This window comes from Paenibacillus maysiensis (assembly GCF_000520815.1).
Classification (GTDB): domain Bacteria; phylum Bacillota; class Bacilli; order Paenibacillales; family Paenibacillaceae; genus Paenibacillus; species Paenibacillus maysiensis.
In genome coordinates this window covers 49,073-74,485 of sequence record NZ_ASRY01000318.1, presented here as the reverse complement: position 1 = coordinate 74,485, position 25,413 = coordinate 49,073, and the positions used below count along the sequence as shown (strand labels likewise).

General features: G+C 43.2%; 24 protein-coding genes and 4 pseudogenes. 21 read left to right on the top strand and 7 right to left on the bottom strand.

Annotation, left to right across the window (positions count from 1 at the left end):
- The 8 genes from L696_RS29000 to L696_RS0125640 form a co-directional block, all read left to right on the top strand.
- The coding region (locus tag L696_RS29000) for a condensation domain-containing protein (RefSeq protein WP_245233441.1) at positions 1 to 1,909 on the top strand (1,909 nt) is incomplete at its 5' end.
- 450 nt (positions 1,910 to 2,359) lie between these two features.
- Positions 2,360 to 2,803: a hypothetical protein gene (locus L696_RS0125670; RefSeq protein WP_025686183.1), complete on the top strand. Its 444-nt coding sequence runs from the start codon at positions 2,360 to 2,362 to the stop codon at positions 2,801 to 2,803.
- A 188-nt stretch (positions 2,804 to 2,991) separates the two neighbouring features.
- On the top strand, positions 2,992 to 4,344 hold the full coding sequence (locus L696_RS0125665; RefSeq protein WP_025686182.1) for an alkaline phosphatase: 1,353 nt from the start codon (positions 2,992 to 2,994) through the stop codon (positions 4,342 to 4,344).
- A 182-nt stretch (positions 4,345 to 4,526) separates the two neighbouring features.
- Complete coding sequence (locus L696_RS0125660; protein ID WP_025686181.1) at positions 4,527 to 5,504, top strand: LacI family DNA-binding transcriptional regulator; 978 nt, start codon at positions 4,527 to 4,529, stop codon at positions 5,502 to 5,504.
- 163 nt (positions 5,505 to 5,667) lie between these two features.
- Complete coding sequence (locus tag L696_RS0125655) at positions 5,668 to 6,993, top strand: ABC transporter substrate-binding protein (RefSeq protein ID WP_025686180.1); 1,326 nt, start codon at positions 5,668 to 5,670, stop codon at positions 6,991 to 6,993.
- A gap of 59 nt (positions 6,994 to 7,052) precedes the next feature.
- Complete coding sequence (locus tag L696_RS0125650) at positions 7,053 to 7,937, top strand: carbohydrate ABC transporter permease (RefSeq protein ID WP_025686179.1); 885 nt, start codon at positions 7,053 to 7,055, stop codon at positions 7,935 to 7,937.
- Positions 7,937 to 8,764, top strand: coding sequence for a carbohydrate ABC transporter permease (locus L696_RS0125645; protein ID WP_025686178.1), 828 nt, complete (start codon positions 7,937 to 7,939; stop codon positions 8,762 to 8,764). The genes L696_RS0125650 and L696_RS0125645 overlap by 1 nt, the downstream gene beginning before the upstream one ends.
- Positions 8,765 to 8,847: 83 nt before the next feature.
- Positions 8,848 to 10,263 (top strand): glycoside hydrolase family 32 protein, encoded by a 1,416-nt coding sequence (locus L696_RS0125640; protein WP_025686177.1) that lies wholly within the window; start codon positions 8,848 to 8,850, stop codon positions 10,261 to 10,263.
- 236 nt (positions 10,264 to 10,499) lie between these two features.
- On the opposite strand, the gene L696_RS0125635 is transcribed toward L696_RS0125640, so the two are convergent.
- On the bottom strand, positions 10,500 to 11,687 hold the full coding sequence (locus tag L696_RS0125635) for a macrolide family glycosyltransferase (RefSeq protein WP_025686176.1): 1,188 nt from the start codon (positions 11,685 to 11,687) through the stop codon (positions 10,500 to 10,502).
- Positions 11,688 to 11,924: 237 nt separating this feature from the next.
- Between L696_RS0125635 and L696_RS0125630 the strand changes: the two genes are divergently transcribed.
- The 3 genes and pseudogenes from L696_RS0125630 to L696_RS29975 all read left to right on the top strand — a co-directional run.
- Positions 11,925 to 12,119 (top strand): H-type small acid-soluble spore protein, encoded by a 195-nt coding sequence (locus L696_RS0125630; RefSeq protein WP_025686175.1) that lies wholly within the window; start codon positions 11,925 to 11,927, stop codon positions 12,117 to 12,119.
- A 19-nt stretch (positions 12,120 to 12,138) separates the two neighbouring features.
- The gene (locus L696_RS0125625; RefSeq protein ID WP_025686174.1) at positions 12,139 to 12,444 is read left to right on the top strand and encodes a hypothetical protein; all 306 of its coding nucleotides are present in this window, start codon (positions 12,139 to 12,141) and stop codon (positions 12,442 to 12,444) included.
- Positions 12,428 to 12,592: pseudogene (locus L696_RS29975) on the top strand (GntR family transcriptional regulator); the annotation flags it as partial. The gene L696_RS0125625 and the pseudogene L696_RS29975, both read left to right, overlap by 17 nt.
- Positions 12,593 to 12,675: 83 nt before the next feature.
- Here the strand turns inward: L696_RS29975 and L696_RS32225 are convergent.
- Positions 12,676 to 12,834: pseudogene (locus tag L696_RS32225) on the bottom strand (MarR family winged helix-turn-helix transcriptional regulator); the annotation flags it as partial.
- Positions 12,835 to 12,939: 105 nt separating this feature from the next.
- On the opposite strand from L696_RS32225, the gene L696_RS0125620 reads away from it, so the two are divergent.
- From L696_RS0125620 to L696_RS0125595, 7 genes and pseudogenes are all read left to right on the top strand, one after another.
- Entirely contained in the window at positions 12,940 to 13,290 is a 351-nt protein-coding gene (locus L696_RS0125620) for an ArsR/SmtB family transcription factor (protein ID WP_025686173.1), read from the top strand.
- Between the two features lie 145 nt (positions 13,291 to 13,435).
- Complete coding sequence (locus L696_RS0125615) at positions 13,436 to 14,725, top strand: arsenical efflux pump membrane protein ArsB (protein ID WP_025686172.1); 1,290 nt, start codon at positions 13,436 to 13,438, stop codon at positions 14,723 to 14,725.
- A gap of 25 nt (positions 14,726 to 14,750) precedes the next feature.
- The gene (arsC, locus tag L696_RS0125610; RefSeq protein ID WP_025686171.1) at positions 14,751 to 15,170 is read left to right on the top strand and encodes an arsenate reductase (thioredoxin); all 420 of its coding nucleotides are present in this window, start codon (positions 14,751 to 14,753) and stop codon (positions 15,168 to 15,170) included.
- A 332-nt stretch (positions 15,171 to 15,502) separates the two neighbouring features.
- The gene (locus L696_RS0125605; protein WP_049827524.1) at positions 15,503 to 15,976 is read left to right on the top strand and encodes a MarR family winged helix-turn-helix transcriptional regulator; all 474 of its coding nucleotides are present in this window, start codon (positions 15,503 to 15,505) and stop codon (positions 15,974 to 15,976) included.
- Positions 15,963 to 17,000: a threonine aldolase family protein gene (locus L696_RS0125600; RefSeq protein ID WP_025686169.1), complete on the top strand. Its 1,038-nt coding sequence runs from the start codon at positions 15,963 to 15,965 to the stop codon at positions 16,998 to 17,000. The genes L696_RS0125605 and L696_RS0125600 overlap by 14 nt, the downstream gene beginning before the upstream one ends.
- Position 17,001: 1 nt before the next feature.
- Positions 17,002 to 17,145 (top strand): annotated as a pseudogene (locus tag L696_RS32830) (pectinesterase family protein); the annotation flags it as partial.
- Between the two features lie 299 nt (positions 17,146 to 17,444).
- Positions 17,445 to 18,095, top strand: a pseudogene (locus L696_RS0125595) (nucleotide disphospho-sugar-binding domain-containing protein); the annotation flags it as partial.
- A gap of 9 nt (positions 18,096 to 18,104) precedes the next feature.
- Here the strand turns inward: L696_RS0125595 and L696_RS0125590 are convergent.
- The 3 genes from L696_RS0125590 to L696_RS0125580 form a co-directional block, all read right to left on the bottom strand.
- Positions 18,105 to 19,331 carry a sugar efflux transporter gene (locus L696_RS0125590; protein WP_025686167.1) on the bottom strand — a complete coding sequence of 409 codons (1,227 nt, stop codon included), beginning with the start codon at positions 19,329 to 19,331 and terminating at the stop codon, positions 18,105 to 18,107.
- Positions 19,332 to 19,432: 101 nt separating this feature from the next.
- A complete protein-coding gene (locus L696_RS0125585) occupies positions 19,433 to 20,203 on the bottom strand; it encodes an alpha/beta fold hydrolase (protein WP_025686166.1) in 771 nt (256 codons plus the stop codon).
- The gene (locus tag L696_RS0125580; RefSeq protein WP_081750795.1) at positions 20,160 to 20,807 is read right to left on the bottom strand and encodes a class I SAM-dependent methyltransferase; all 648 of its coding nucleotides are present in this window, start codon (positions 20,805 to 20,807) and stop codon (positions 20,160 to 20,162) included. Before L696_RS0125580 ends, L696_RS0125585 begins: the two co-directional genes overlap by 44 nt.
- A gap of 156 nt (positions 20,808 to 20,963) precedes the next feature.
- Here L696_RS0125580 and L696_RS0125575 point away from each other — a divergent pair, with 156 nt between their 5' ends.
- Positions 20,964 to 22,553, top strand: a complete 1,590-nt coding sequence (locus L696_RS0125575) for an alkaline phosphatase family protein (protein WP_025686164.1) — start codon at positions 20,964 to 20,966, stop codon at positions 22,551 to 22,553.
- 2 nt (positions 22,554 to 22,555) lie between these two features.
- On the opposite strand, the gene L696_RS0125570 is transcribed toward L696_RS0125575, so the two are convergent.
- A complete protein-coding gene (locus tag L696_RS0125570; protein ID WP_025686163.1) occupies positions 22,556 to 23,110 on the bottom strand; it encodes a helix-turn-helix domain-containing protein in 555 nt (184 codons plus the stop codon).
- 112 nt (positions 23,111 to 23,222) lie between these two features.
- Here L696_RS0125570 and L696_RS0125565 point away from each other — a divergent pair, with 112 nt between their 5' ends.
- Positions 23,223 to 23,810 carry a LysE family transporter gene (locus tag L696_RS0125565; protein ID WP_025686162.1) on the top strand — a complete coding sequence of 196 codons (588 nt, stop codon included), beginning with the start codon at positions 23,223 to 23,225 and terminating at the stop codon, positions 23,808 to 23,810.
- Positions 23,811 to 23,920: 110 nt separating this feature from the next.
- Here the strand turns inward: L696_RS0125565 and L696_RS0125560 are convergent, their stop codons facing one another.
- Positions 23,921 to 24,307 (bottom strand): winged helix-turn-helix transcriptional regulator, encoded by a 387-nt coding sequence (locus L696_RS0125560; protein WP_025686161.1) that lies wholly within the window; start codon positions 24,305 to 24,307, stop codon positions 23,921 to 23,923.
- 164 nt (positions 24,308 to 24,471) lie between these two features.
- Between L696_RS0125560 and L696_RS0125555 the strand changes: the two genes are divergently transcribed.
- Entirely contained in the window at positions 24,472 to 25,032 is a 561-nt protein-coding gene (locus L696_RS0125555) for an NAD(P)H oxidoreductase (RefSeq protein ID WP_025686160.1), read from the top strand.
- Positions 25,033 to 25,413: the final 381 nt, after the last annotated feature.

Sequence of the window (25,413 nt, the reverse complement as noted above, 5' to 3'; positions counted from 1 at the left end):
GGCGAAAATCCGGGGGTACCGGATTGAGACGGGCGAGATCGAGTCGCAGCTGCTGCGGGTGGAAGGCGTGCGCGAAGCGGTGGTGCTGGTTCGAAGTGACGCGAACGGGCAGAAAGCGCTGTGCGCGTACTACACAACGGATGGCGAACTGACGGCGGCGGACCTGAAGCGGGCGATTGCCAGCGAGCTGCCGGGTTACATGATCCCGTCGTACTTCGTGGAGCTGGAGCGCCTGCCTCTGACGCCGAACGGAAAGATCGACCGGAAGGCGCTGCCGGCGCCGGAAGGGGGAGCAAGCGCAGGCCGCGAATACGTGGCGCCGCGCACCGAACTGGAGGCGAAACTGGTCGCCATCTGGCAGGACGTGCTCGGGTCGGTCACGATTGGCGTGACGGACAACTTCTTCGACCTCGGCGGGCACTCCCTGCGGGCGACGACGCTGGTCAGCAAGGTGCACAAGGAGCTGAGCGTGGACCTGCCGCTGCGCGATGTGTTCCGGCACTCGACCATCGAAGCGATGGCCGAAGCGATCAGCCAATTGGAGCGGCAGGAACACCTCTCCATTCCGGTTCTGGATAAGAGGGATTACTATCCGCTTTCCTCCGTGCAAAAACGGCTCTACATCCAGCAGCAGATGGAGGGCGCCGAGCTTAGCTACAACATGTCCGGCATGACGGTTCTCGTCGGGCGCTTGGAACGGAATCAATTCGAGGCGGCGCTCAAAGGATTGATAGCTCGTCACGAAATTTTGCGAACCGGCTTTGAAATGGTCGACGGCGAACCGGTACAACGGATTTATCCGGACTTGAAGTTTGCCGTCGAGTATACGAAAGCGACGGAAAGTGAAACGAAGAGCATCGTAGACGGCTTTGTGCGCGTCTTTGATTTGGAGCGGCCGCCGCTGCTGCGTGTGGGCTTAGTCGAATGGGAAGCGGAACGGCATCTGCTCATGCTGGACATTCATCATATCGTCACGGATGGCATGTCGATGGGCATCTTCGTCGAAGAGCTGCTGCGCCTGTATAACGGCGAGACTCTGGAACCGCTTCGGATTCAATACAAGGAATTCGCCGCTTGGCAGCAGTCCGAACCTGTAAAAGAGCGGCTGAAACGTCAGGAAGCCTACTGGCTGGACGTGCTGGAAGGCGAACTGCCGACGCTTGAACTGCCTACGGACTTTGTCAGACCTGCCGCTCGCAGCTTTGAGGGAGATGTGCTGCCTTTCAGCATCGACAAGCAGATGACCGACAGCTTGCAGCGCATCGCCGATGAGAACGGTGCCACCCTTTATATGGTGTTATTGGCGGCCTATTCAATCCTGCTCAGCAAGTACTCGGGACAAGAAGACTTCATTGTAGGCACGCCGGTTTCGGGCCGCACACATGCCGACCTGGAGCCGCTCATCGGAATGTTTGTCAACACTTTAGCGATTCGCCATTATCCGTCCGGGGAGAAGACGTTCCTCGCTTACTTGAACGAAGTCAAAGAAACGATGCTGGGGGCCTACGACCACCAGGATTATCCGTTCGAGGAGCTTGTGAAAAAGCTGCAGGCGCCGCGAGATCAAAGCCGCAATCCTGTATTCGATGTCATGTTTGTTCTGGAAACCAAGGAAGATAACGTTCAAAGCTTCGGGGATATCAAGATCGAATCTTATCCGGAAACTCATACGGTTTCCCAATTTGATCTTACCTTGGTCATTTCGTTGCTGGATGAGGGAATGAACGGGCAGTTTGAATATGCCACCAAGTTGTTTACGCGCAATCTGATCGACAATTTCGCTCAGGACCTGCTCGTGATCATCACCCAAATTTGCGAACAGTCTTCGGTGCTGTTGAAGGATATTTCCCTGAACGGGCAATCCGAACAGGAGCAAGATGTGCTAGAGGCCATTGATATTATTTTCTAATCCCTTACCCGGCTTGGGTGTATGCCGTATTTCTCTCGGTACGCATCCTGCCGGGTGTTTTTTTCCAAATGAAAGGGAAAAATCCACCACAGGAATCTGACGTCAAGTGCCGCTGAGTAACTATTTCAATTTATTGGAAAATCGACAAAACTACTGGATAAAACTACCACCCAAATCTGCTTGGTAGTTTCTTTTTTTTGTAAAAGGGGTCGAATAAGCTGAATTGAGATTTTTAAGACTCTCTTTATATCCTGCATTTCCTGCATAAATCCCATTTAGATTTATCATAAAATGATGCTGTTTTTTCAAGGCTTATCCATCGAGATATTTTTTGTGCCAGTTTTTTTGTTTTCAGATCATTATCTCACTCACGGTTAATTGAACGAACAATAGGCTCACCTCATTAGGTTTTTTAATATCGTATGATGGCACGAAGACTGTGCGGCTCCCGTGACACTAGATACCTTGGAAGCCTTAGAACAACAAATAAAAGTAATAAAGCACGATAATGGAATTTATAAAGTTAGAACGATTACAGACGAAGAGGATATAATACCTGTACCTGCAATTGGTAAACTGGTTTATAACATTGAAGAGGAAGAATCAACAATTAGAAAAGAAGACGTTAACGGAACTGAACTCGATTACGAAGAATATGATGAAGGGGGTGATTACTTTGTTCCATTACCTACTAATATTAAACCAATAATAGATAGTTTGAATTCACTAGATGACAGAAGAGTTCAAACTGTTATAAATTCTTTAGCCTTGGCAACAAAAGAGAATTTTGAAAATTGGCTTCAGAACCAGTACTTCTCCACATACAGGGCATTCAGATATAAGCATGATATTGTGGGTGTCGCATTTCTGGCTAGTCTATTCCCTTGGATATAAGGTGAAAGAGGTTTAAGTACATCATTTTATCCAAACAAACTTTGCTATATTCGACCAACAACTTATTTCTTCCTCTTTACATTTTGATTACATAAAACTATCTCTCCCTTCATATACGAATACTAATATTATCTATGTGTTAGCCGATTATCATCGGTAATCTCAGAATAAATAATAGGGGGTACTTTATGTTTGGCAATCTTTTTAAAAAAATATTACCTATCGTTATGGTGTCATCAATCACAATTACTGGCATTGTGTCAGGAGGAGCTTCTGCACAAGCAGCCTCAGACACAAAAAAAATTAAAAATGTAATTTTTTTAATTGGTGATGGTATGGGTCCATCTTATACTTCTGCCTATCGGTATATGAAAGATAACCCAGCAACCCCCCTGATGGAAAAAACAGAGTTTGATCAGTATCTTGTAGGTGCTCAAACGACGTATCCGGAAGATGAGGCTCAAAATATAACAGACTCCGCTTCTGCTGCCACAGCGATGTCTGCTGGTGTTAAAACATACAATGCTGCCATCGCCGTAGATAACGATAAAGCTGATGTCAAAACGGTATTAGAGCAAGCGAAGGAAAACGGGAAATCTACGGGCTTAGTTGCAACATCTGAGATCACTCATGCTACTCCTGCAGCATTTGGCGCACATGATGTTAGCCGTAAAAACATGAATGCTATTGCTGATGATTACTTTGATGAAAAAATTAATGGAAAGCACAAGGTGGATGTCCTGCTTGGTGGTGGACTAAGCAATTTTGTGCGTAAAGACCGAAACTTAACTGAAGAGTTCAAGAAAGCCGGTTACGGTTATGTCACTGATCGGGAAGGATTGCTGAACAATAAAAACGATCAAATTCTCGGTCTATTTGCCGAAGGTGGACTAGATAAAGCAATCGATCGTGCCAAAGAAACGCCTTCTTTAGAAGATATGACTAATGCTGCAATCAGCCGATTAAATAAAAATGATAATGGTTTCTTCCTGATGATTGAAGGAAGCCAAATCGACTGGGCAGGTCATGACAACGACGTGGTTGCTTCCATGAGTGAAATGGCGGATTTTGAAAAAGCATTTAAAGCAGCGATCGACTTTGCCAAGAAAGACGGCAATACATTAGTAGTTGCAACTGCTGATCATTCTACCGGCGGATTTTCGATCGGTGCAAATGGAGAATATAACTTTAATGTAGCACCAATTAAAGCAGCAACGCGCACACCAGATTTTATGGCTAAAGAAATTGTTGCTGGCGCAAGTGTTGAAGATACACTTAAGAAATATATCTCCTTAGATCTTACAGAAAGTGAAGTTCAATCGGTCAAAACTGCTTCTGCTACAAAGGACGAAGTTAAAATCGATAATGCCATTGAAGCCATCTTCAACACTCGTTCATTTGCCGGCTGGACAACAGGTGGTCATACTGGAGAAGATGTGTCGGTCTATGCTTACGGGCCAGGGAAAGAATTGTTTACGGGACTTATCGATAATACAGATAATGCAAAGAACATTTTTGACATTCTGAAAAAAAACAAATAAATAACAAAAGAAAAAAGGGGTATTTGGATTCATAAACTGTGACCCGAAAGATGGACACTTTGAAAAAAAGTGACTTCTCTCGGGTCTCTTTGCGTTTATAATCGATATACATGTAAGGTTGTCGAAATGGTGAGGAGAGAGTATAGTTTGTATGTATTTATTTTGTGCGGGAAGAGGTTAATATGGCGACAATTCACGATGTAGCGTTAAAAGCCGGTGTGTCGGTCACCACAGTATCCCGTGTAATGAATAACCGGGGATATATCAGCGAAACTACACGCAAAAAAGTGTTCGACGCAATGGAGGAGCTTAATTATCAACCGAATGAAATAGCACGATCTCTGCTACGCAAGCAGTCCAATATTATTGGCCTTATTATTCCCAATGTCTCTCATCCTTTCTTCGGTGAGCTTGCCAATCAGGTCGAGTATTATGCTTATCAGCATGACTGCAAGGTCCTGCTGTGCAATTCGCATATGGATCCCGTGAAGGAAAAAGTATATATCGATATGCTGAAGCGAAACCGGGTAGACGGCATCATTATGGGTAGCCATACTTTAGAAGTAGAAGAGTATCGCCATTTGAATTCACCGATTGTGACATTTGATAGGCAGATTGACCCGTATATTCCGTATATATCTTCGGATAATTATCGTGGAGGCGAGCTGGCCACGGAGCTGCTCATTCGCAAAGGCTGCCGGAAAATTGCCCATATATGCGGAAATCTGGAGCTGAACATGCTGTCCAATGAGCGGACCAAAGCATTCCGGGATGTCGTGGGCAAGCATAGTGTCCAGCATGTGATCGTTCAAACGGACTTGAATGTGTTTGACCAGAAGGAGTACGAGCGAATCATCTCGAAACTCATTCATGAACATCCAGATGTTGATGGGGTGTTCGCAACAAGCGATATTATTGCCGCGTTCGCGTTGAAAGAATATATCCGCGCCGGAAGGCATGTGCCGGGGAGTGTGCGTATTGTAGGCTTCGATGATGTAAGCGCTGCATCCTGGCTGACGCCGGAACTTACATCGGTAAAACAGCCGATTGCAGACATCGGCAGACTGGCCGTCGAGCTGATTCGCAGGCAGGCGGAGGGGGAGCAGGTACAGTCTGTCAATCTGCTGCCTGTTGAACTGATTGAGCGTGCAACGACCTGAATGAAATCTGTTCCTCTAACAAGGGGAACAGATTTTTTTTAGTACATGTTAAAGGTTTAACATGTCAAACGATTGACATTAGTTAAATCTTTAACATATAATCCGTTTGTAAGCGTTTTATTCAAGCATTCAGAGTCGTTACAGAAATAGGGGGATGACAACAGTGAGGAAATTCAAAAGAGTTCAATGGATGGTAATGCTGCTTCTTTTGGTTATGGTGGTGTCCGCATGCGGCGGCTCCGGAGGAGAAGGTAATTCGGCTTCTGGAGGGGGATCAACGGATTCGAAAAATGTGAAAATTACGCTTTTGAACTCCAAAGGTGAAATTCTTCCACAGTTGGAGGATGCCGCCAAGGCATTCCAGAAAGACAATCCGGGCATTACTGTTGAAATCCAGCCAGTTCCGAACGGTGGATCGCCTTTTGAGCGTGCCTCCGCTTTGTATGCATCCGGAAATCCGCCGACCATGATGATGCTAGATACAGGCGATGTTGAGAAATTCAAGGACCGTATCCTCGATCTAAACGGAGAAAAGTGGAATGCGGACACTGTTGAAAACGCTACGAAAGCTACGACATTTGACGGTAAAAATTACGCGTTTCCGCTGGCTGTTGAAGGCTACGGATTCATTTACAACAAAGCCGTTGTTGATAAAGCGGTAGGCGGAACCTTTGATCCCGCCACAATTAAAACCCGAAATGACCTTGAAAAACTGTTTCAGCAAATCGAGGCATCCGGAAAGAAAGCACTGGTGATTTCACCAATGGACTGGTCCCTTGGCGCTCATTATTTGCCTCTTGCTTATGCAGGCCAGAACAAAGACATGGCTAAAGTGGACAAATTCATGGCGACACTGAAAGCGGGCCAGGCTGATTTGGCTAACAATCCGGTATTTAACGGACTTATGGATACATTCGACGTCATGATGAAATACAATATCGACCAGGCTTCCCCACTGGCAGGAGCTTATGAACGCGGACCGGAGCTGCTCGGCAAAGGCGAAGTTGGCATTTGGTTCATGGGCAACTGGGCATGGCCGCAAATCAGCAGTTTTGATACCGCTAACAAAAAATATGGTTTCCTGCCTGTACCGATCAGCAATAATGCCAATGACTACGGCAATCAGGAAATTTCGTCCGCTGTATCCAAACGTATTGTCATTGACAAGGAGAAGACTACTCCGGAACAGCAGGAGGCGGCGAAAAAGTTCCTGAACTGGATCGTCTATGAAGAGAAAGGCCAGGATTTCCTCGTGAACAAAGCGAACATTATCCCGGCGTTCAAAAATATTACACTGCCTGCGGCCGACCCGCTTGGCAAGTCCCTCCAGGATTATATCGCAAAAGGCAAGTCAGAGCAGTCGATGAGCACGCTGCCTGCCGATCACTGGTCCAAGACAGGATCTTCCATGCAAAAATATCTGGCGAAACAGGGCGACCGCGCAACACTGGTCAAAGAAATCGAAGACTACTGGAAAACAGCAAAATAAGGTTATTTTCAAATCACCCGGAATAGAGAGAGAAATCCGGAATAAAGAGAGGGATCATCATGATTGCGGAAAAAGGAGTATGGAACCGGTTGCGGTCACGGCTGCTGTTTACCGGACCAACCTTGTTTGCCTTCATAACGGTAATGATCATTCCATTTTTGTACGGCATCTATCTGACGTTCACAAACTGGGATGGTATTTCCACGACACTATCGCTGGTTGGCGTCCAAAACTACCTGGCCGTTTTTCGGGATAATGAGTTTTGGAAATCGTTCGGCTTGACGCTCGAGTATGTGTTTTATACCGTTATTCTTATCAATGTCGTCGCTTTTATGCTGGCGTATGTGCTGATAAAAGGTTTAAAGGGACAGAAAATTTTCCGGGCGGGATTTTTCCTGCCCAACCTTGTCGGCGGCATTGTACTCGGTTTTATCTGGCAGTTCATCTTCAACAACGTGCTTGTCTATTTGGGACAACATGCCGGCATTCAGTCGCTCAGCACGACTTGGTTGGCTGATCCCGACAAAGCGTTCTGGGCACTCGTGATTGTAACCGTGTGGCAGAACGTGGGTTACATGATGGTCATTTACATCGCGGGATTGAGCGGTGTGCCGAATGATATTATGGAGGCCGCAAGCATTGATGGGGCGAACAGCTGGATCAGACTGCGGAAAATGGTGCTGCCCTTGATGGTTCCTTCTTTCATCGTATGTATATTCTTGTCCCTGCAGCGCGGATTTATGGTCTATGACGTGAACCTCGCGCTCACGAAAGGCGGTCCGTTCGGCAGTACTCAAATGGTGTCGATGCATGTGTATGAAAAGGCATTCCTTTCCCGTGATTATGGTGTGGGGCAGGCGGAAGCATTCGTGCTGTTCCTGATGGTTGCTCTCATCACCCTGCTCCAGGTTTATTTTAGTAAAAAGTTGGAGGTGGAGGCGTAATGACAAGCAAAAAAGCCGCTTCCTCCGTGATCAAATTTATTGTGCTGACAGTCGTGCTCATATTGTTCATCGTACCGTTCGTTTTTCTGCTGATCAATTCGTTCAAGGAAAACAAGGCCATCACCTCGAACCCGTTATCGCTTCCAGAGAGCTTCAATATGGTCAATTATATGAATGCGTTCGATAAAATGAATTACATCGATGCCTTCACCAACTCATTGGTCATAACGGTGTTAAGTGTCTTCTTTATCTCACTGTTCGCGGCGATGACGGCTCATTATTTTGTCAGAAACAACACCAAGTTCAACCAATATACGTTTATGCTGATGGTTGCTTCCATGATCATTCCGTTTCAGGCCATCATGATTCCATTGGTGAAAATTTACGGCTCACTTGATCTTCTGAACAGCAAGTGGTCGCTGGTTTACATGTACATCGGTTTTGGAAGCTCGCTGGCCGTCTTCATTTATCATGGATTCGTGAAGAGCATTCCGAAGGAACTGGAGGAAGCGGCGCTGATTGACGGCTGCACGCGGATTCAGACATTCTTCCGAATCGTGTTTCCGGTACTGATGCCAACGACAGCCACCATTTCCATTCTCAATGTGCTGTGGGTCTGGAATGATTTTCTGCTACCTTCCCTCATTCTGGTCGATCCGGAGCAAAGGACACTTCCGTTGTCCACGTATAACTTTTATGGAACCTATACAGTGGATTATGGTCCGTTAATGGCAAGTTTGGTACTGACGATATTTCCGATCATTATCATCTATCTGTTCGCCCAGAAATATATTATTCAGGGTGTTATGCAAGGTTCGATTAAATAACCGCAGGGGGAGGATGCTTTATCATACAGAGTAGAGCATATACGCGAGAGAGTGCAGATCAATTTATTTCTGAATCGAAACATATGCTTCGGCCAGATTATCGGCTAAACTACCACTTAATGGCCGAATTCGGCTGGATGAACGATCCGAACGGTTTCATTCAATATAACGGGCAGTATCACTTGTTCTATCAACATTACCCGTATAAATCAGTATGGGGGCCGATGCACTGGGGACACGCAGTCAGCCGCGATCTTATGAAGTGGGATTATCTGCCGGTCGCTTTGGCCCCGGACGGTGAGTTCGACCGGGATGGCTGCTTCTCCGGCAGTGCGGTTGAGCAGGACGGGAAGCTTGTTCTGATGTATACGGGACATGTGGTAACCGGGCCCGACAAAGATCAGGATTACAAGCAGTCGCAGGGAATCGCAGTATCAGAGGACGGAGTAACGTTCGAAAAGTGGAAGGGCAATCCGGTCATCGGTTACGACGCCGTACCAGACACGGTCAGCCGCAAAGACTTCCGTGACCCTAAGGTGTTCAGGCACGAAGATCAATATTACGCCGTTCTCGGTTCTAATGATGCCAAAGGGAACGGGCTTGTACTGCTCTATCGTTCTGAAGACCTGAGGAACTGGATGTATGTCAATGTATTGGCCGTGAGTGACGGTCGCTTCGGCGATAATTGGGAGTGCCCCGATCTGTTCCCGCTCGGCGGTCGGCACGTATTTATGCTGTCCCCGCAGCGGATGCCTGCCCAGGGGGAAGCTTACCACAATCTGCATTCCACCATGTACAGTATTGGTGATTTCAATTCCACGGCCGGAACATTTACGGCAGAACGGTATGCTCAGGTGGATCACGGATTCGATTTCTATGCCCCGCAGTCAACCTTGGATGATAAAGGGCGGCGTATCGTCATCGGATGGATGGATATGTGGGAGTCGGAGATGCCGACCCAGCAGGGGCACCATTGGGCTGGTGCGATGAGTCTTCCGCGTGAAGCGGTTATCGACCGCGGCAGGCTGCTGTTCCGTCCGCTTGAAGAGGTAAAGAATTACCGATCCAATCTGTTCGAGCAGCGGGATATCCTACTGACAGGCGAGCAGATGATGGAGACGTGTGGAGATAGCTACGAACTGAAGGCGGTATTTGAGTTCGAAGCCAGTAACACCAATGAATTCGGTTTGAAACTGCGGGTGGGTAGCGAAGAGGAGACTGTACTGTCGTACCGTCCGGATGACGGTCTGTTCCGTTTCAACCGAGAACGTGCCGGTATAGGCCCGGGCGGAGAGAGAAGAGTGCCTTTGGACTTACACGAGGGCCGTCTGGAGCTTCGGGTTTTTGTCGATAAAAGCTCGGTGGAAATATTCATCGGTGACGGTGAATACGTCCTCACAGGAAGAGTGTATCCGGGACTGGAATCAACGGGCATTCGAGCGTTCGCGAGCGGAAAGTGTACGATTGCTTCGTTTCAGAAGTGGGATATATCCACATAGAATTGCATGACAAACAGGAACCCGACCATTGATGGTCAGGGCTCCTGTTTTTTTGTAGGATTATGATTGTTTATTCTTTCGTATTAGCATGACTGCCACGAGTAGCAGAGACTAGAACGATTTGAAAAGGGAAAAGGTGATAATTAGATCAGATGATTTGGAGGTTAATTTGCTCAAGTCGGTTCACCTTTCCTTATGTGACTTATGTGCAATGTTGAAATCAGCAAGAAGGAACTTTAAGCGAGCTTATTTTGGAGATAAGCATCAATTTTTGCAAGGGCTTCTTCTGTACCGCCTGATTGCTGGAAGCTATCATTTATTTTCTGTACACCCTCTTTATATGCTGCGTTCGATACCACCTCACGTACGGCCTCTCTTAACGATTGTACATTGATATGGTCTTTGGTTATTCGATAGCCAGCTTGAAGTTCCGTTAACCGCTGCGCGACCATCGGCTGGTCCTTGTCCTGGGGTAGTACGACCAAGGGAACATTGAAGTGAATCCCTTCATTCACGCTGTTCATTCCACCATGAGTAATAAACACATCTGAATGACGTAATACCTCCAATTGAGGAACATAGGGCGAAATGATAAAGTGCTCGGGGGCCGGATTGATTTTCGTAAAGTCAGCTTTTTCGCCAGCCGCAATCACGACGATGCCTTCAAAATCGGCAAAAGCTTCAATACAGGTGTTAAAAAAGTCTTCAACATGATCCAAAACCGTTCCCATCGAAATATACAGAACCTTGTTATTTTGTAATACATCCAAAGGAAAAGAATGTTCCCCTTTGCGCTCAGGAAAGCTGGGACCGATAAAAAGGTTCTCCTCACCAAGACGGTCCGCGTCCGGTTGGAAATATCTGCTGGTATATACAACATTCAGAGCCCCTGAGTTGTTCATAAATTGAAACACATGCTTAGGAGCAACACCGAATCTTTCCTTCATGTGATGCAGTGAGGTTGTGGCCTGTTCATCAAGCTGAAACGGTACTTCAGCATCAAGACGAAAGGGGTTAACAATCATCTGATTGTTTGAAATCAGAAAGGATGGCGATGAAGCAATACCGGGGATATTCAAATAATCTCTAACTAACTCACCAGCTCCGAATCTATCATAGAACACAAAGTCAAAATCAATGCTTTCCGACAACCTCCGGGTAACCTCCAATATGTCTAGCGAAGTCTGAATTTGAATGTTCAAAAATGCGTTCAATCCGGCCGGAGAAGCGGCGTTGATAGAAGCGGCCCTCAACAAATCCGGGTGCAGATGAACCGTTGCTCCAACTGCTTCGAGTCTGTCCTTGTATTTCTCAGTTGTAATGTAATGCACTTGGTCCCCCCGTGCTGCAAAGGCCTGCGTAATCCCAATTGTAGGATTCACATGTCCTTCTGCCGGAAAGTTAACCATTAGTATGTGTAACATTCATCATCACTCCTTTTCGCTTCATCGAAGATCGCAGTTTTCACTGAATCTCTCTATCTATAATAACAATAATATTTATATTTTCAAATGATATCCTTTTTGTAACCGTATCTTAAGCTCTCCGAGTTAACACGAGAGAATATTGTACAAAGACATGTGAGTAAGAAATTTGTATAACAGATATTTATCTTGTGCATAGTAAAGACGTACTGTACTCAGCAAGGGAGGTCTTTCTAAATGAATGTCCAAAGAGCACAAGAAATAGCGTCCTCTCCCATAATGGCGAATGTGTTATGTGATGGGTTACCCATTTATATTCAGCATGTGAATGAGCAGAGTGAGACGGCACGTATTTATGCGCTGAACAAGCCGGAAGAGGAACGGGAAGTACCTTTGTACGCGTTAACAGAACGGGATCAGGCACTGGAATAAGACAGGAGGGATATTGAGAATGAAAGAAAATAAACAGAAAGTGGCCGAGGCCGACCGTTTGAATTTTCATGATCGTACTGATGATGTGGTAAGGGAAGTGCCTGCCACGACGGATGCCAGCGAAGCAGTTGCCGCTATGACCTCACATATCAATAAATACGATGTACCGGATGAGTTGGAAAAAAATAGAGAATGGCCAAGCGCGCACAGGATACCCTGCGGCGTGCTTTTTATTTGGCGCATAATTGGCTGGTTCGGACAAAAAAAGTATTGCTTATATGTTTACTTGGTTTTTATGATAACAACAGATTTTTTTTGTTCTTGAAAAAGTATCAGCTAAAAACGTGAGTGATTTTGTTAGAGAGCAGTTGGAAGAGGCTATTATTCTAAAAGAGTTGCTTAGCGAGGAGCAACTACCGACAGAGCGGGAACTCTCAGAAATATTTAATGCCAGCAGAATTACAGTCCGTGATTAATTTGGATAGGTTGAACGAAACTTAAAAACCACCACTGGTATGGATTAATATTTGTAAATTGCAAATATAAGAGGAGAGTATTATCCTGTTACCGGAAAACAACATTTGCTTGATTGGGCCATGGCATCGTTAAAGAGCTTCACAGATCGAATCACGGTTTCTTTTTTAAAATCAGTCAAATACGAAAAAACTTCGTTTAAGTATTCATTCATTTGTGCATCAATAGTGGTTGCTACATATACATTATATATTTGCAAATTGCAAGTAATATGCATACTTGATTTTAGAATGGAGCTAAATTAGTATATAAGCATACAGTTATATGAATGAAAGGGGGTTACACATTGGAGCAACTTGGTTATGTAGCCGATCATTTAAAGCTACTAGGGGATAAAACCCGCTTGGCCATGCTTTCCCTGCTAAGAGAAAGAGAATGGTGTGTTTGCGAATTCGTAGACATTTTTGATATGTCGCAGCCAGCCATTAGCCAACATTTGAGGAAATTAAAGTCGCAAGGGATCGTAAAAGAAGAAAGACGAAGTCAGTGGGTATACTATTCTTTAAACGTAGATGACAAGCCTCATATTCAAGCTGTGCTTGAGTGTATGCCGGATTCTAAGCATATTTTAAAATGGATGAATAAAGAGGAACCCATAGCATCTTGTGGACCGGATTCCCCAGCTTGCTCCTCCTAAAGGTTGTTCAGTTTATCTCCTTGCGGGGATAAATATTTCCTTTATATAAGTATATGTTTATAAGGTGATGGGTGAAAAAGGGGAGGGATTAGAAAACGAGAAGATGGGGAACTAGGGATATCATGGGTAATGGAGGTTTAAAACATTGATTTTGTTGGCATGCATTATATTTTTAGCCACTTTAGTGCTGGTGATCTGGCAGCCTAAAAATCTGTCTATCGGCTGGTCGGCCTGCGGCGGAGCAATACTCGCCTTGCTGGTGGGTGTCGTCGATTTGCATGATGTTTGGGAAGTTACTCAGATTGTCTGGAATGCAACACTGGCTTTTGTTGCTATCATTCTGATTTCGTTGGTGCTTGATAAAATCGGCTTCTTCGAATGGGCGGCGCTTCACATGGCACGAGCTGCGCGGGGAAGCGGAACCCGGATGTTTGTTTATGTGACCATTCTTGGCGCCATTGTCGCTGCTTTTTTTGCGAATGACGGTGCGGCCTTAATTCTGACACCGATTGTACTAGCGATGGTTCGGGCACTGAAAATGGATGAGAAAATGGTTTTCCCTTTCATCATAGCGAGCGGATTTATTGCCGACACGACGTCGCTTCCACTTGTAGTCAGCAATCTGGTGAATATTGTATCAGCCGATTTCTTTGGCATCACCTTTATGGAATATGCGAGTCGCATGATTGTACCTAATTTATTTTCCTTAGCGGCTAGTATCGTGGTACTGTATCTCTTTTTTCGCAAAAGGATTCCCAAAACATTTGATGCTGCACAATTAATAACACCTGCAGAAGCGATTAAAGATCCAAAAATGTTCCGCATGTCCTGGATTGTTCTCGCGGTTCTGTTGGTTGGATACTTTGTTTGCGAATTTTTTAGCATTCCCGTTTCGGTGGTAGCCGGGATCATTGCCGTCTTTTTCTTGCTGATGGCGAGAAGAAGCCCTGCGGTCCCCATGAAAGAAGTCATCAAGGGCGCTCCATGGGCCATCGTATTTTTCTCCATCGGGATGTATGTTGTGGTGTATGGCCTGCGTAATGCCGGTTTGACGGATCTGCTGGCTCATGTGATTCAAGCGGCTGCCGATCAAGGTATGTTTGTGGCCACCATGGGCATGGGTTTTATCGCGGCAGTCATCTCGTCGGTGATGAATAACATGCCTACGGTCATGATTGATGCGCTTGCCATAGATGCCACCCATACGACTGGTATGATCAAAGAAGCGCTGATTTACGCTAATGTGATTGGATCGGATCTAGGGCCGAAAATAACCCCGATTGGTTCATTAGCTACATTGTTGTGGCTGCATGTGCTTAGCTCAAAAGGCATGAAAATTTCTTGGGGAACTTATTTTAAAACAGGCATTGTTTTAACGATTCCTACACTTTTTATTACCCTGCTGGGCTTATATCTGTGGCTAGTCATTTCATAATTGAACATTAAAGGAGACGTCTATCATGGAAAAAAAGACAATTTATTTTTTATGCACCGGTAATTCTTGCCGGAGTCAAATGGCAGAAGGATGGGCCAAAAAATACCTAGGAGACCGTTGGAATGTGTACAGTGCAGGCATTGAAGCTCACGGCCTTAACCCTAAAGCGGTACAAGCGATGAATGAAGTAGGTATCGATATTTCTAGTCAAACTTCGGATATTATAGATCCTGTCTTGCTGAACGGTGCCGATTTGGTTGTGACCCTGTGCGGAGATGCTGCTGATAAATGTCCCATCACACCTCCGCAAGTTCGCCGTGAACATTGGGGATTTGATGATCCGGCCAAAGTAGAGGGAACGGAAGATGAGAAATGGGCCGTTTTCCAGCGAGTTCGTGATCAGGTGGGAGAACGCATTAAACAATTTGGGGAAACCGGCAATTAATAGAACGTTAACTAAAGTCTTTATTCTTGAAGATTTTGATTAACTAAGCAGTGATTCTTCTTTATGAAAATTCATCGTCTTCAACGTTACTTTACCGTATGTGTATGTATAATTCTCCTATTTTTTCTTCCAGGATCAGCTTGTTTGAAGGAAAACCAGTACATGCTGAATTAATGGCTTCGTCCTTGAAAGTTATAAGGACGGAGCCATTTGTGTAATGATCATCAACGTACCGGGAGGGTTCCCGGTCGTGGATTGATAAATAGAAACCCGTCATTTCGTTGACAGAGTCCACAAAAAAAAATAATATAATTGTTGCATAAGTCCACTAAATGGGGGGAGTTAAAATCAATATAGATACTAAGATCATAGCAGATATGAGACGTTTCAATCGATTTTATACCAAAATACTGGGTGTATTAGATAAACATGTGCTGGATAGCGGATATTCCTTTACCGAGGCACGCGTCATTATAGAGATCGGTATGATCGAGCCATGTATAGCCAATACTTTAGTCGATTCTCTTAAAATTGATCGCAGTTATATGAGTAGAATCATAGCTAAACTTTACAAAGAGGGCTTCCTTGTTAAGGAAAATTCTTCGGTGGATAATAGAACAAATCTGATTCGTTTGACGCCTAAAGGAAAAGCGTTCTATCAACAACTGAATGAAAGATCTGACGAACAAGTTATACAATTAGTTCAAGGACTCTCAGAAGAAGAGATTAAAGAATTACATGCTTCTATGGTGTTCATTCAGAACAAACTAGAGAAATTGGAGAGAATACAAAATGATTCGATTTGAATGCGACTATACCGAAGGTGCCCATAAGCGCATATTAAAGCGACTATTGGAGACTAATGATGAACAAACCCCAGGCTATGGTGTGGACGAGCATTGTGAAAAAGCCAGAGCTTATATTAAAAAGGCATGTGACTCCCCAAATGCAGATGTACACTTTTTAGTTGGAGGTACACAGACCAATACAACGGTGATCTCTTCTATTTTGCGTCCGCATCAAGGTGCCATTGCTGCAGTTTCTGGACATATTGCCGTACATGAGACCGGAGCGATTGAAGCTACTGGCCATAAAGTACTTACTTTGCCAAGTGATGATGGGAAAATCCGGGCCGAACAGGTAAAGGGTCTGTATGATGCTCACTGGAATGATGCCGCTCCTGAGCATAGCGTACAGCCCGGTATGGTTTTTATTTCTTACCCTACCGAGAATGGGACGATCTACACTAAATCTGAGCTGGAAGCGTTAAGTCGAGTCTGTCGGGAATGTAGTTTACCGCTTTTTATAGATGGAGCCCGATTGGGTTATGGCTTGGTTGCAGAGGATAGCGATGTAACCTTAGCAGATATAGCAAAACTATGCGATGTATTTTATATCGGCGGGACCAAAGTTGGAGCAATGATGGGAGAAGCAGTAGTCATTATAAATGATACATTGAAAAAAGATTTCCGATACATGATCAAGCAAAAAGGAGGACTGCTGGCTAAGGGGCGAATACTGGGCATTCAGTTTGAAACTTTGTTTGAAGACGGTTTATACTTTGAAAATTCCAAACACGCTATAGATATGGCAAAGTTGCTTCAAAACGGATTATCTGAGCAAGGCTTTTCTTTTCAGTACCGCTCTACAAGCAATCAGCAGTTTCCGATTTTACCAGATCGTATATTAAAGGCATTGAGCGAAAAATATACTTACTCCTTTTGGGAAAAGGTTGATGATACACATAGTGTTGTTCGATTCTGTACCAGTTGGGCTACGAAGAAAGAAAATATTGAAATGCTGATTCAGGATATTAAAGCATTGCGATAAGGTATTTATTCAATGTCGTCTGACAGCCGAAGATGGCTTGACAGGCAAGGTTGATCTTGGACGGCCATGGCGCCCTTACGCTCATGTTGCTTTTCTAAAATCCTATATGGATGACCATATCAAGCCGGGCGGGACAGATCCTTGGAATCCGTAGTTGAATAGATAAGCGGGGTATGCGCTTCAAGCGATTACCTCGCTTATTTGTGTATTTTGCAATTATATATTCGGGAAATATATAGTCGTGGGGATGTCGCTACTACAAATGGCGTTTATACGTTGGTTGATCGCTGTATCTTTCTTGATATTTAAAATACTTGTTTTTATGGAAAATATTTTATATATTAAGTATGAGATGTATTTTTATCTTTCTATGCACATAGCAGGTGTTGTTTTATTTTACTAGAAAACAAAACTTACATCTTGTATGTTGTTCGTAATTCAGTGATCGTTTACACAAGCCGTTATTTTCAACCGCAAGCTGAAAAGCTGGATAACAGTTATATTTTTACAGGCCCTTCTATTGTACCACGTAAAGACGCGCCCTCTTTCCCGTTCGAACAACTTCATGCTCTGCATCCGCAGGCTGTTTATATCTCATTGGGAACTATTATTAATAGAGACTTGGATTTTTACAAGCTTTGCTTTGAAGCGTTCCACGATTTACCTGTACAGTTTGTACTCTCATCAGGCAAATATACAGATATGAAGCTATTGAACGATTGTGTCCCTGACAATTTTATTGTCAAGCCCTATATTCCGCAACTGGAAATGCTGCAGCATGTAGACGCTTTTATTACACATGCGGGGATGAACAGTACAAGTGAAGCCTTGTATTACAATGTGCCTCTGGTTATGGTTCCCATGACATCGGACCAGCCTATCGTGGCTAATCGGGTGCAAGAGCTGGGAGCGGGTATTGCTGTAGATAAAAATGAGCTTACACCCGCTACTTTGAAAGCTGCCTTATTAGAGGTTTTAAATCATTCAACCTATAAACAGCAGGCCCATGTGATTGGCGAATCATTACGTCAGGCTGGCGGGTACAGACATGCGGCAGATACCATTATGAGTCATTTCTCCACAATAGAAAAATAAGGTGCCAGACTATAGACTGTGATTCCTTTCTTGTAGAGCAGCCGATTTTTCAAACTCTAATTTCTTTGAAATCGCCAGAAGACCAAGGGAGCAGAGGATCAGGGCCAAACATACCCAATAGGTGTTTCGGTAACCCATCCATTGAGCGGTTAATCCGCCCATCAAGCTCCCCACCAGTCTTCCGATGGTTGTCGCATTGGAATACAGCGTCGATGCGTATCCAGGAAGAGAGGGCAACAAATCCTGCATGTAGCTGATGCCAATGGCCGAAATCACTGCAACAAAGAAGGCTAGAAGAAGCTGCCCCACTAATAACTGCCACATCTCCGTAGACATAAGGACGAGGAGATAATAGACAACCCCTGTTAAAGCTCCCCAAAATACAAGCAGCCGGTTGGAGTATTTAGCAGCAAGTACGCCCAACATGATCATCAAAGGTATTTCTAAAACCGCGCAAATGCTGGATACTAGAGCAACGTCACTCGTGTCCCCTTTTAAATTGTGAATGATGAACAAGGATATATTCAAATTATTCATCCAGTGAGACACATAGAGCAGAGTGAGAACTGAGAATGGTATCAGAATTTCAATGTTTTTATGCAATGTTATGTGATGAAGTAAAAGTTGATTCTTACTTTTGAGCTGAGATGGGGATTGCTTAATAAAACAGAATAGAAGAATAGCTATAAGTATAAAAATAGAAGTCGTCCCTATAAAGATACCTTTAAAACCGGTATGTGCAATCAGGAAAGACCCCAAGAGCGGCCCCGTGATAAAGCCAAGGGAAAACATAGAACGAAGTGTTGAATTAGCAAAGGTATGATCTGCTGCTTCACTGCGATCAACCGCTTCACGTGCACTGGCAAATAACTGCGGCATTCCAGGTGCTCCCATTGCTGTGAAGACAGTCATATACACAAAAAGTACATAAAAATTTTGAATGACAAGATATCCTGCAAATGCTATCGCATTAAATAACGTACAAATCACTAAAATTTGTTTACGGTCTAATCCAGTATCAGAACGTTTGGCAATAAGAGAGCTTATCCATATACCACAAATCAAAGTCACAGCTGTAAAAACACCAAAGGTTCCGACAGATACGCCCAGTGTAGTTGTGAAATATACAGCCAAAAAAGGTGCGCTGATCGATATGGCCATACCTTGCAATAACATACAGATCATGAATAACGGGTAGTTAGGGATAACGAAAAGATTTTGAATACGCTTTAGCATTTCATTTTACACCCCTTCAGATTTAGAAGCAGAAACATATCCATCCTATCTAAACTATATATGATTTTAGTATAATATGTATATTTACATTGTATAAAATGTCATTTGAAGCGTTCTACGAACTGCTTGATCAGTTCGTTCAAAGGTTCGGCGGCCTTCGTAGGAAGGCGGTGATCGACTTTTTTTATGAAAACAAGTTCACTCTTCGGCAATTGTTGATGTAACAATTTGGCATAAGGATGAAAGAGCTTATCATCTTCCCCATAAACAAGCAGGACAGGAAGATGGATTTCCCCGAGCCGCGAAGTGCAGTTGTACTTCAAGCTATACCGGTAATATTGTTCGACATTTCTGGGATTTCCCTGTTTCGCATCGTTGAATAGCTCACGGAATAAAGAAAATTGTTTCGTTTGCGACCAAGCATTAGAAATCGCAATCGTGCCGACTGCTCCGATTTTGGAGAGAGCAATGCCCACAGAAATTTTGTTTCTTAGTCGCCATTCGTTTACTTCCGACATTCCACTGATCACGATGCCTCCCCATGCTCGTTCCGGATAGGTCAAGAGAAATTCAAGCACTATCGAGCCTCCGGTAGAATATCCACACACAAAAACTTTATCAATGCTCATCCGGTCCATCAATTGTTTAATATCCTTGGCGATTAGAGGGTAAGTAACCGTTTGTTCGGAAGGCTGACTCTTACCGTGTCCTCTGATGTCAAAAGCAATCGTTCGAAAATGAGGCGATAGCCCTTGGATTTGGTATATGAAATCTAAGCTTGTGAGTACCGGAGGATGAATGAAGAGGATGGCGATTCCTTTTCCGGAATCAATATAGTGCATCGAGTATCCGTTTATGCTTGTAGTAGTCATCGTTTAATTCCCCTTCTATTGATGATTTTGGTTTTACTGAAAAAAATAACTCGTGATATAAAAAACATTTTCGGAATCGTTTTATGACCCTACAATCATAATTCTGATCTCTAAACAATCGAATATATTCTTTTTCATTACGAATATACTCCCCGTTGTCGTACCATTTCATAAACAAGTTACATAGCGGTTTTTTCTTGCTTAAACAGGGCTCCATAACGACAATGGTTCCGTTAGGCTTTAGAATTCTTTGAAACTCCTTCATGTAACTTGATATTTCATCCGAAGAAATGTGGTGTAATACAGCGATAATAAGTATGTAGTCGAACGACTCATTATCAAATGAGAACTTCTTACTATTTAATACTTGAAATGCATGGTGGCTATATAAGCGCTTTGCATAATCAATTCGTTGGGCATCAGGATCAATCCCAACATAATACAACGGGTGAAACATGGAGCAATTTGCCCCAGTACCGCAGCCAAAATCCAGTACAGTTTGGCCATCAAAAGAAAAATGGGAATGTACATGATCATGGATATATTTTTTAGTAAACCATTTCGGACGGACAAACCAATGATAAAGTCTAGGTGAGAACGGAATGTTAATGGGAATTCACCATCTTTCTAATTATTCGAGTCACTAGAGATAATTTGGCCTATTAAATCAAAAAAATTCATTTCGGAATAATTTTTTTTATTGTAAGCAAAAATAAAAAGAATCAAGGGAATTGTGTTTTTCAAAGAAGGGGATACACAAATGGGGATAAAGTATAAAATCACGATTGTACTCGTGCTAAGTTTAAGTTTAATAATCGTCGGTTGCAGGGCGGACTCTAGTCAACAGCTAAATCAACAAAGCATCAAGTCCCATAACCCAGTGATTAATAAGGCCAAACCTGTCATATTCATCATGATTGATTCTTTAATGAATAAGCCATTGCAAGATGCGATTCAACAAGGCCATGCACCCGCAATGCAGCATCTTATTAAAAAAGGGCAATACTTCCCGCAGGTGGTGAGTTCATTTCCCACGATGTCCGTGACGATCGACAGTACTTTTTTAACGGGGACGTATGCAGACCGACATCATGTGCCCGGACTTGTGTGGTACAGCGACCCAAGGAAACGCATGATTTTCTATGGAAATGGTGTCAAAGAAGCCTTCAAGATAGATCAAATGCAAGTATTTATGGATGCTATTTACCAGTTAAATCAAGTTCATTTGAACAAAAAAACGAAAACAATTCACGAAGAGCTGGCCGACAAAGGAAAAGAATCGGCATCAATCAACGCTATAGTTTATAGAGGAAGAACGGAACATGTCTTAAAAGTGCCTCGCTTCATAGCGAACAGCAACCGTGTTCCAGAACAATTTAGAATAACAGGACCTAAATGGTTTTCCTATGCAACTTTTGCACAACTGGACCCAAAGAATAGCTGGAATACTCCTCCGTGGAAAAAATTCGGGATGAACGACGAGTTTTCCGCAAAAGATACCGCTTTTTTAATCAATCAAAAAAAACTTCCAAGCGTAACCATCGCATACTTTCCAGAGAATGATAGTTCGGTGCATAAAAAAGGCCCGACTCAGCTGGAGGGAATTGAAAAAGCGGATCAAGCGCTGCAAGGCGTTCTTAACGCATACGGTTCGTGGGAACAGGCTGTAAAAAATGCTATATGGGTTGTCATGGGGGACAGTGGGCAAAGTGCGGTTTATGATGATCGACAGGCAGCAACTGTTGAGATAGAGCCGCTGTTGAACCATTACCGCATAGCACAGTTAAATCAATCAGTAAAAAAAGAAGATCAAATTGTCATTTCCACGAATGAACGAATGGCTTATATTTATGCGATTAATGATAACGTCGAGTTATCCGATGTAGTGAAGCATTTACAAAAAGAGGAAAAGCTCGATATCATCGCAATGAAAGACGATAAAAATAATATTCGTGTTACAGGAGGGAAAAATAGTTCCATGTTTTCTTATCGTCCCGGTGGAAAATTCACCGATGAATATGGACAATCGTGGACATTATCGGGCGAAAAGGACCTTGTGGATATTACGATAAATAACAATCGAATCAAGTACGGAAAATATCCTGACGTTTTGGCGAGGTTATACGGGGCCATGTATTCTCATGAAGGAAAATACGTTGTCGTCACGGTCCAACCCGGATATGAACTCGTTGGTGAAAGTTCTCCTACCCACATCGGAGGGGGAGCTCATGGTTCGCTGCATGAAAAAGATTCCCTTGTCCCATTAATTATTTCCGGAACGAATACACGGCCCAGAACACTGCGAATCGTTGATATAAAAGACTGGATTATGCAATTGGTGAACGGATAGTTTTAAATTGGATAGTATATGACCATACTTAATCGAGTTAATGTTTTCCCTGAATTATGATAGGTATGGGGTCTGTCAGCTTTGAATTGGATGGAATCCCCATTTCTTACTGTATATTCGATGTCATTTACACGGACAGTTAATTCTCCATCAAAAACAGTTAAGAACTCCTTCGTTCCCTCTCCATGCGAATCAGCACTTAGGAAGCCGTTTTGTTCTATCTCGATTGAATAAACTTCAAACCGTCTATCATCTTCGAAGGGGAAGTGGGGATAAACTCGATATTTTCCGTTGTCTTCCGTTAATATTTGAATTTCACTTCCTAAAACCACTTTTGTATCTGGCTGCGGATTATTTATGAGTGAAGTAAAAGAAATCTTTAATCCATTGGCTATTTTCCAAATCGTTGTAATCGTAGGGCTGGATTCGCCTCTTTCAATTTGACCTATCATCGTTTTACTTACTCCCGTTAGTTCTGCAACCCTTTCCAGACTTAATTTCTTATTTTCTCTAAAGGCTTTTAAGTTTTTGGCAATGATCAGATTGATGGTCTCCATAAATACCTCCTATACCTGTGTACAATATAACGTCTGTGTTGTACAATAAAACGTAAAACGTTATATTGTTCTTTTTGGACATTATAGCATACACAGAAGAGGGGGTTCCAATATGCCTTTATTATCGTTTCTGTTATATGTGTTTGTTACCAGCTTTACTCCAGGCCCCAATAACATTATGGCTATGCTCTTTGCTAATAAATTCGGGCTTAAAAAGACAATTCGATTTTGTTTAGGAGTAGGTGCAGGTTTCTTTGTAATCATGTTATTGAGTAGTTATTTTAATTTGTTGCTTGAAAATTTCATTCCCAAAATTCAATTTGTGATGACCATCCTGGGTGCAGCCTATATGTTATATCTGGCTATAAAAATAATTATGAGTAAAGATAATGGTAAAGATAATGATGGGGGCAAGAATAACAGTTTTCTAACAGGTATGCTTTTGCAATTTATCAATCCGAAAGGAATTTTATATGGTATCACTGCTATATCAACCTTCATTCTTCCATATCACCATTCAAATTTCAGCTTGATATTGTATTCGTTATTTCTAGCTTTTGTTGGTTTTATGAGTACATTCTGTTGGAGTGTGTTTGGCTCCGTTTTTCAAAAGTTCTTATCAAAATATAGAAGTCAGTTTAATATAATAATGGCTTTGTTATTAGTGTATAGTGCAGTTTCGATTCTTGTAGATATTTGACTCCATGCAAGTAACACAAACAGTCCCATTGAAGAAAATCTTCATTAGGACTGTTGTGTATTTTTGCGGACAGCAGATGAAGCGATGGCGAAAAGGCTGTTCAGTGTGCTTTACTTTTTTTCTACACAAGGCTCTTCCACAGAATATTCCTCCAGCACCGTTGTTTTATCACCATAAACCCTGTCTAAGTGTTCTTCCCCCCATAAGCAAAAACGATCAAGCAGATCTTTAAAATCCCATCCGTATTCACTAAGCTCATACTCTACTTTGGGTGGAACCTGATTATAGATAATTCGGTGGATGATTTCGTCCTTTTCCAGTTCTCTAAGCTGCTGGGTAAGTACTTTTTGGGTGATTTTTGGAATGAGCTGACGAAGTTCGTATGTACGTTTTCTGCCGCTGGTTAGATGATGCAGGATGATGGCTTTCCATTTCCCGCCGATGACCTCAAAGGTTGCTTCAATCCCGAGCATATATGTTTTGGCGTTATCCTTCATTTGTTTTTCTCCCCTCGGATCTGTAGTACATGAAAAGCACTAAGGAACCTTAAAGTACCTACAGTACCTTGAGGTGCGTACTTCACACCTTGTTGTATATCATCCATAATAGCATCTGTAGACAGGGTTCACCAATCACGAGGAGAAAGAAGGTTACGGATAACATGAAAGTTCTATTGGTCGTTACGCATCCTAGAGAAGATTCACTTACCCTTGCGGTCATGAATCGTTTTGTAGAGGGATTGAAGGAGAATAAGCACGAGGTAGATATTCTGGACTTGGATCGGGACGGGTATAATCCGGTGTACAGCGCAGCAGATGAGCTGGATTGGAATACGCCTCATAAACAATATGCCCCTGAAACACGGAAAGAAATGGATAGAATTGTGGCCGCGGATGCTCTGGTCTTTGTGTTTCCACTATGGTGGTACAGTGTCCCGTCCATGCTAAAGGGATACCTGGATAAAGTGTGGAACATAGGTTTACTTCAGGAGTTTACGACAAAGCAGGTTTTGTGGATGTGCTTGGCGGGAGGGACGAAAGAACATCTGATCAAGTATGAATACCACGATATGGTAACTAATTATTTGAATAAAGCCATTGGTGGTTACGCAAGAGTAAGAGAGTCCAAGGTTGAGTTCTTCTATGATACTTTGTCCGAATCGAAAGAATACATTGAAGGTCTGCTGGAGCACGCTTATCAATTAGGTCTGGCATATAAGTAAATTTTATTCTGATAACAATGAGAATTTCATATTATTGAAAAAAGGGTTAAGGCTCGTTAGACGGCACTTAACCCTTTTTTATTTTACAGACGAGACTCTATCCTTTTATAGGCTCATGCATAGGTACTGACGGTGCCTCTTGCATAGATAACCCGCCGCTAACCTCCATATTGATTAGCTTCCACAAGGAGTTTCCTCATACGAAGGTTCAGGTCATTCCCTCGATTGATATTTACAATGAAGTGCTTGATAATAAAGTGGATATTGGAGTAGGCTTGGGAATTCATTCGGATCATCGTAGATAAATATGTAAGTCCAGCCGCAAAGGCCTTCATTCAAAAAATGGAGACGTTCTTTAAAAATTGAAATCCAAAGTGAGGA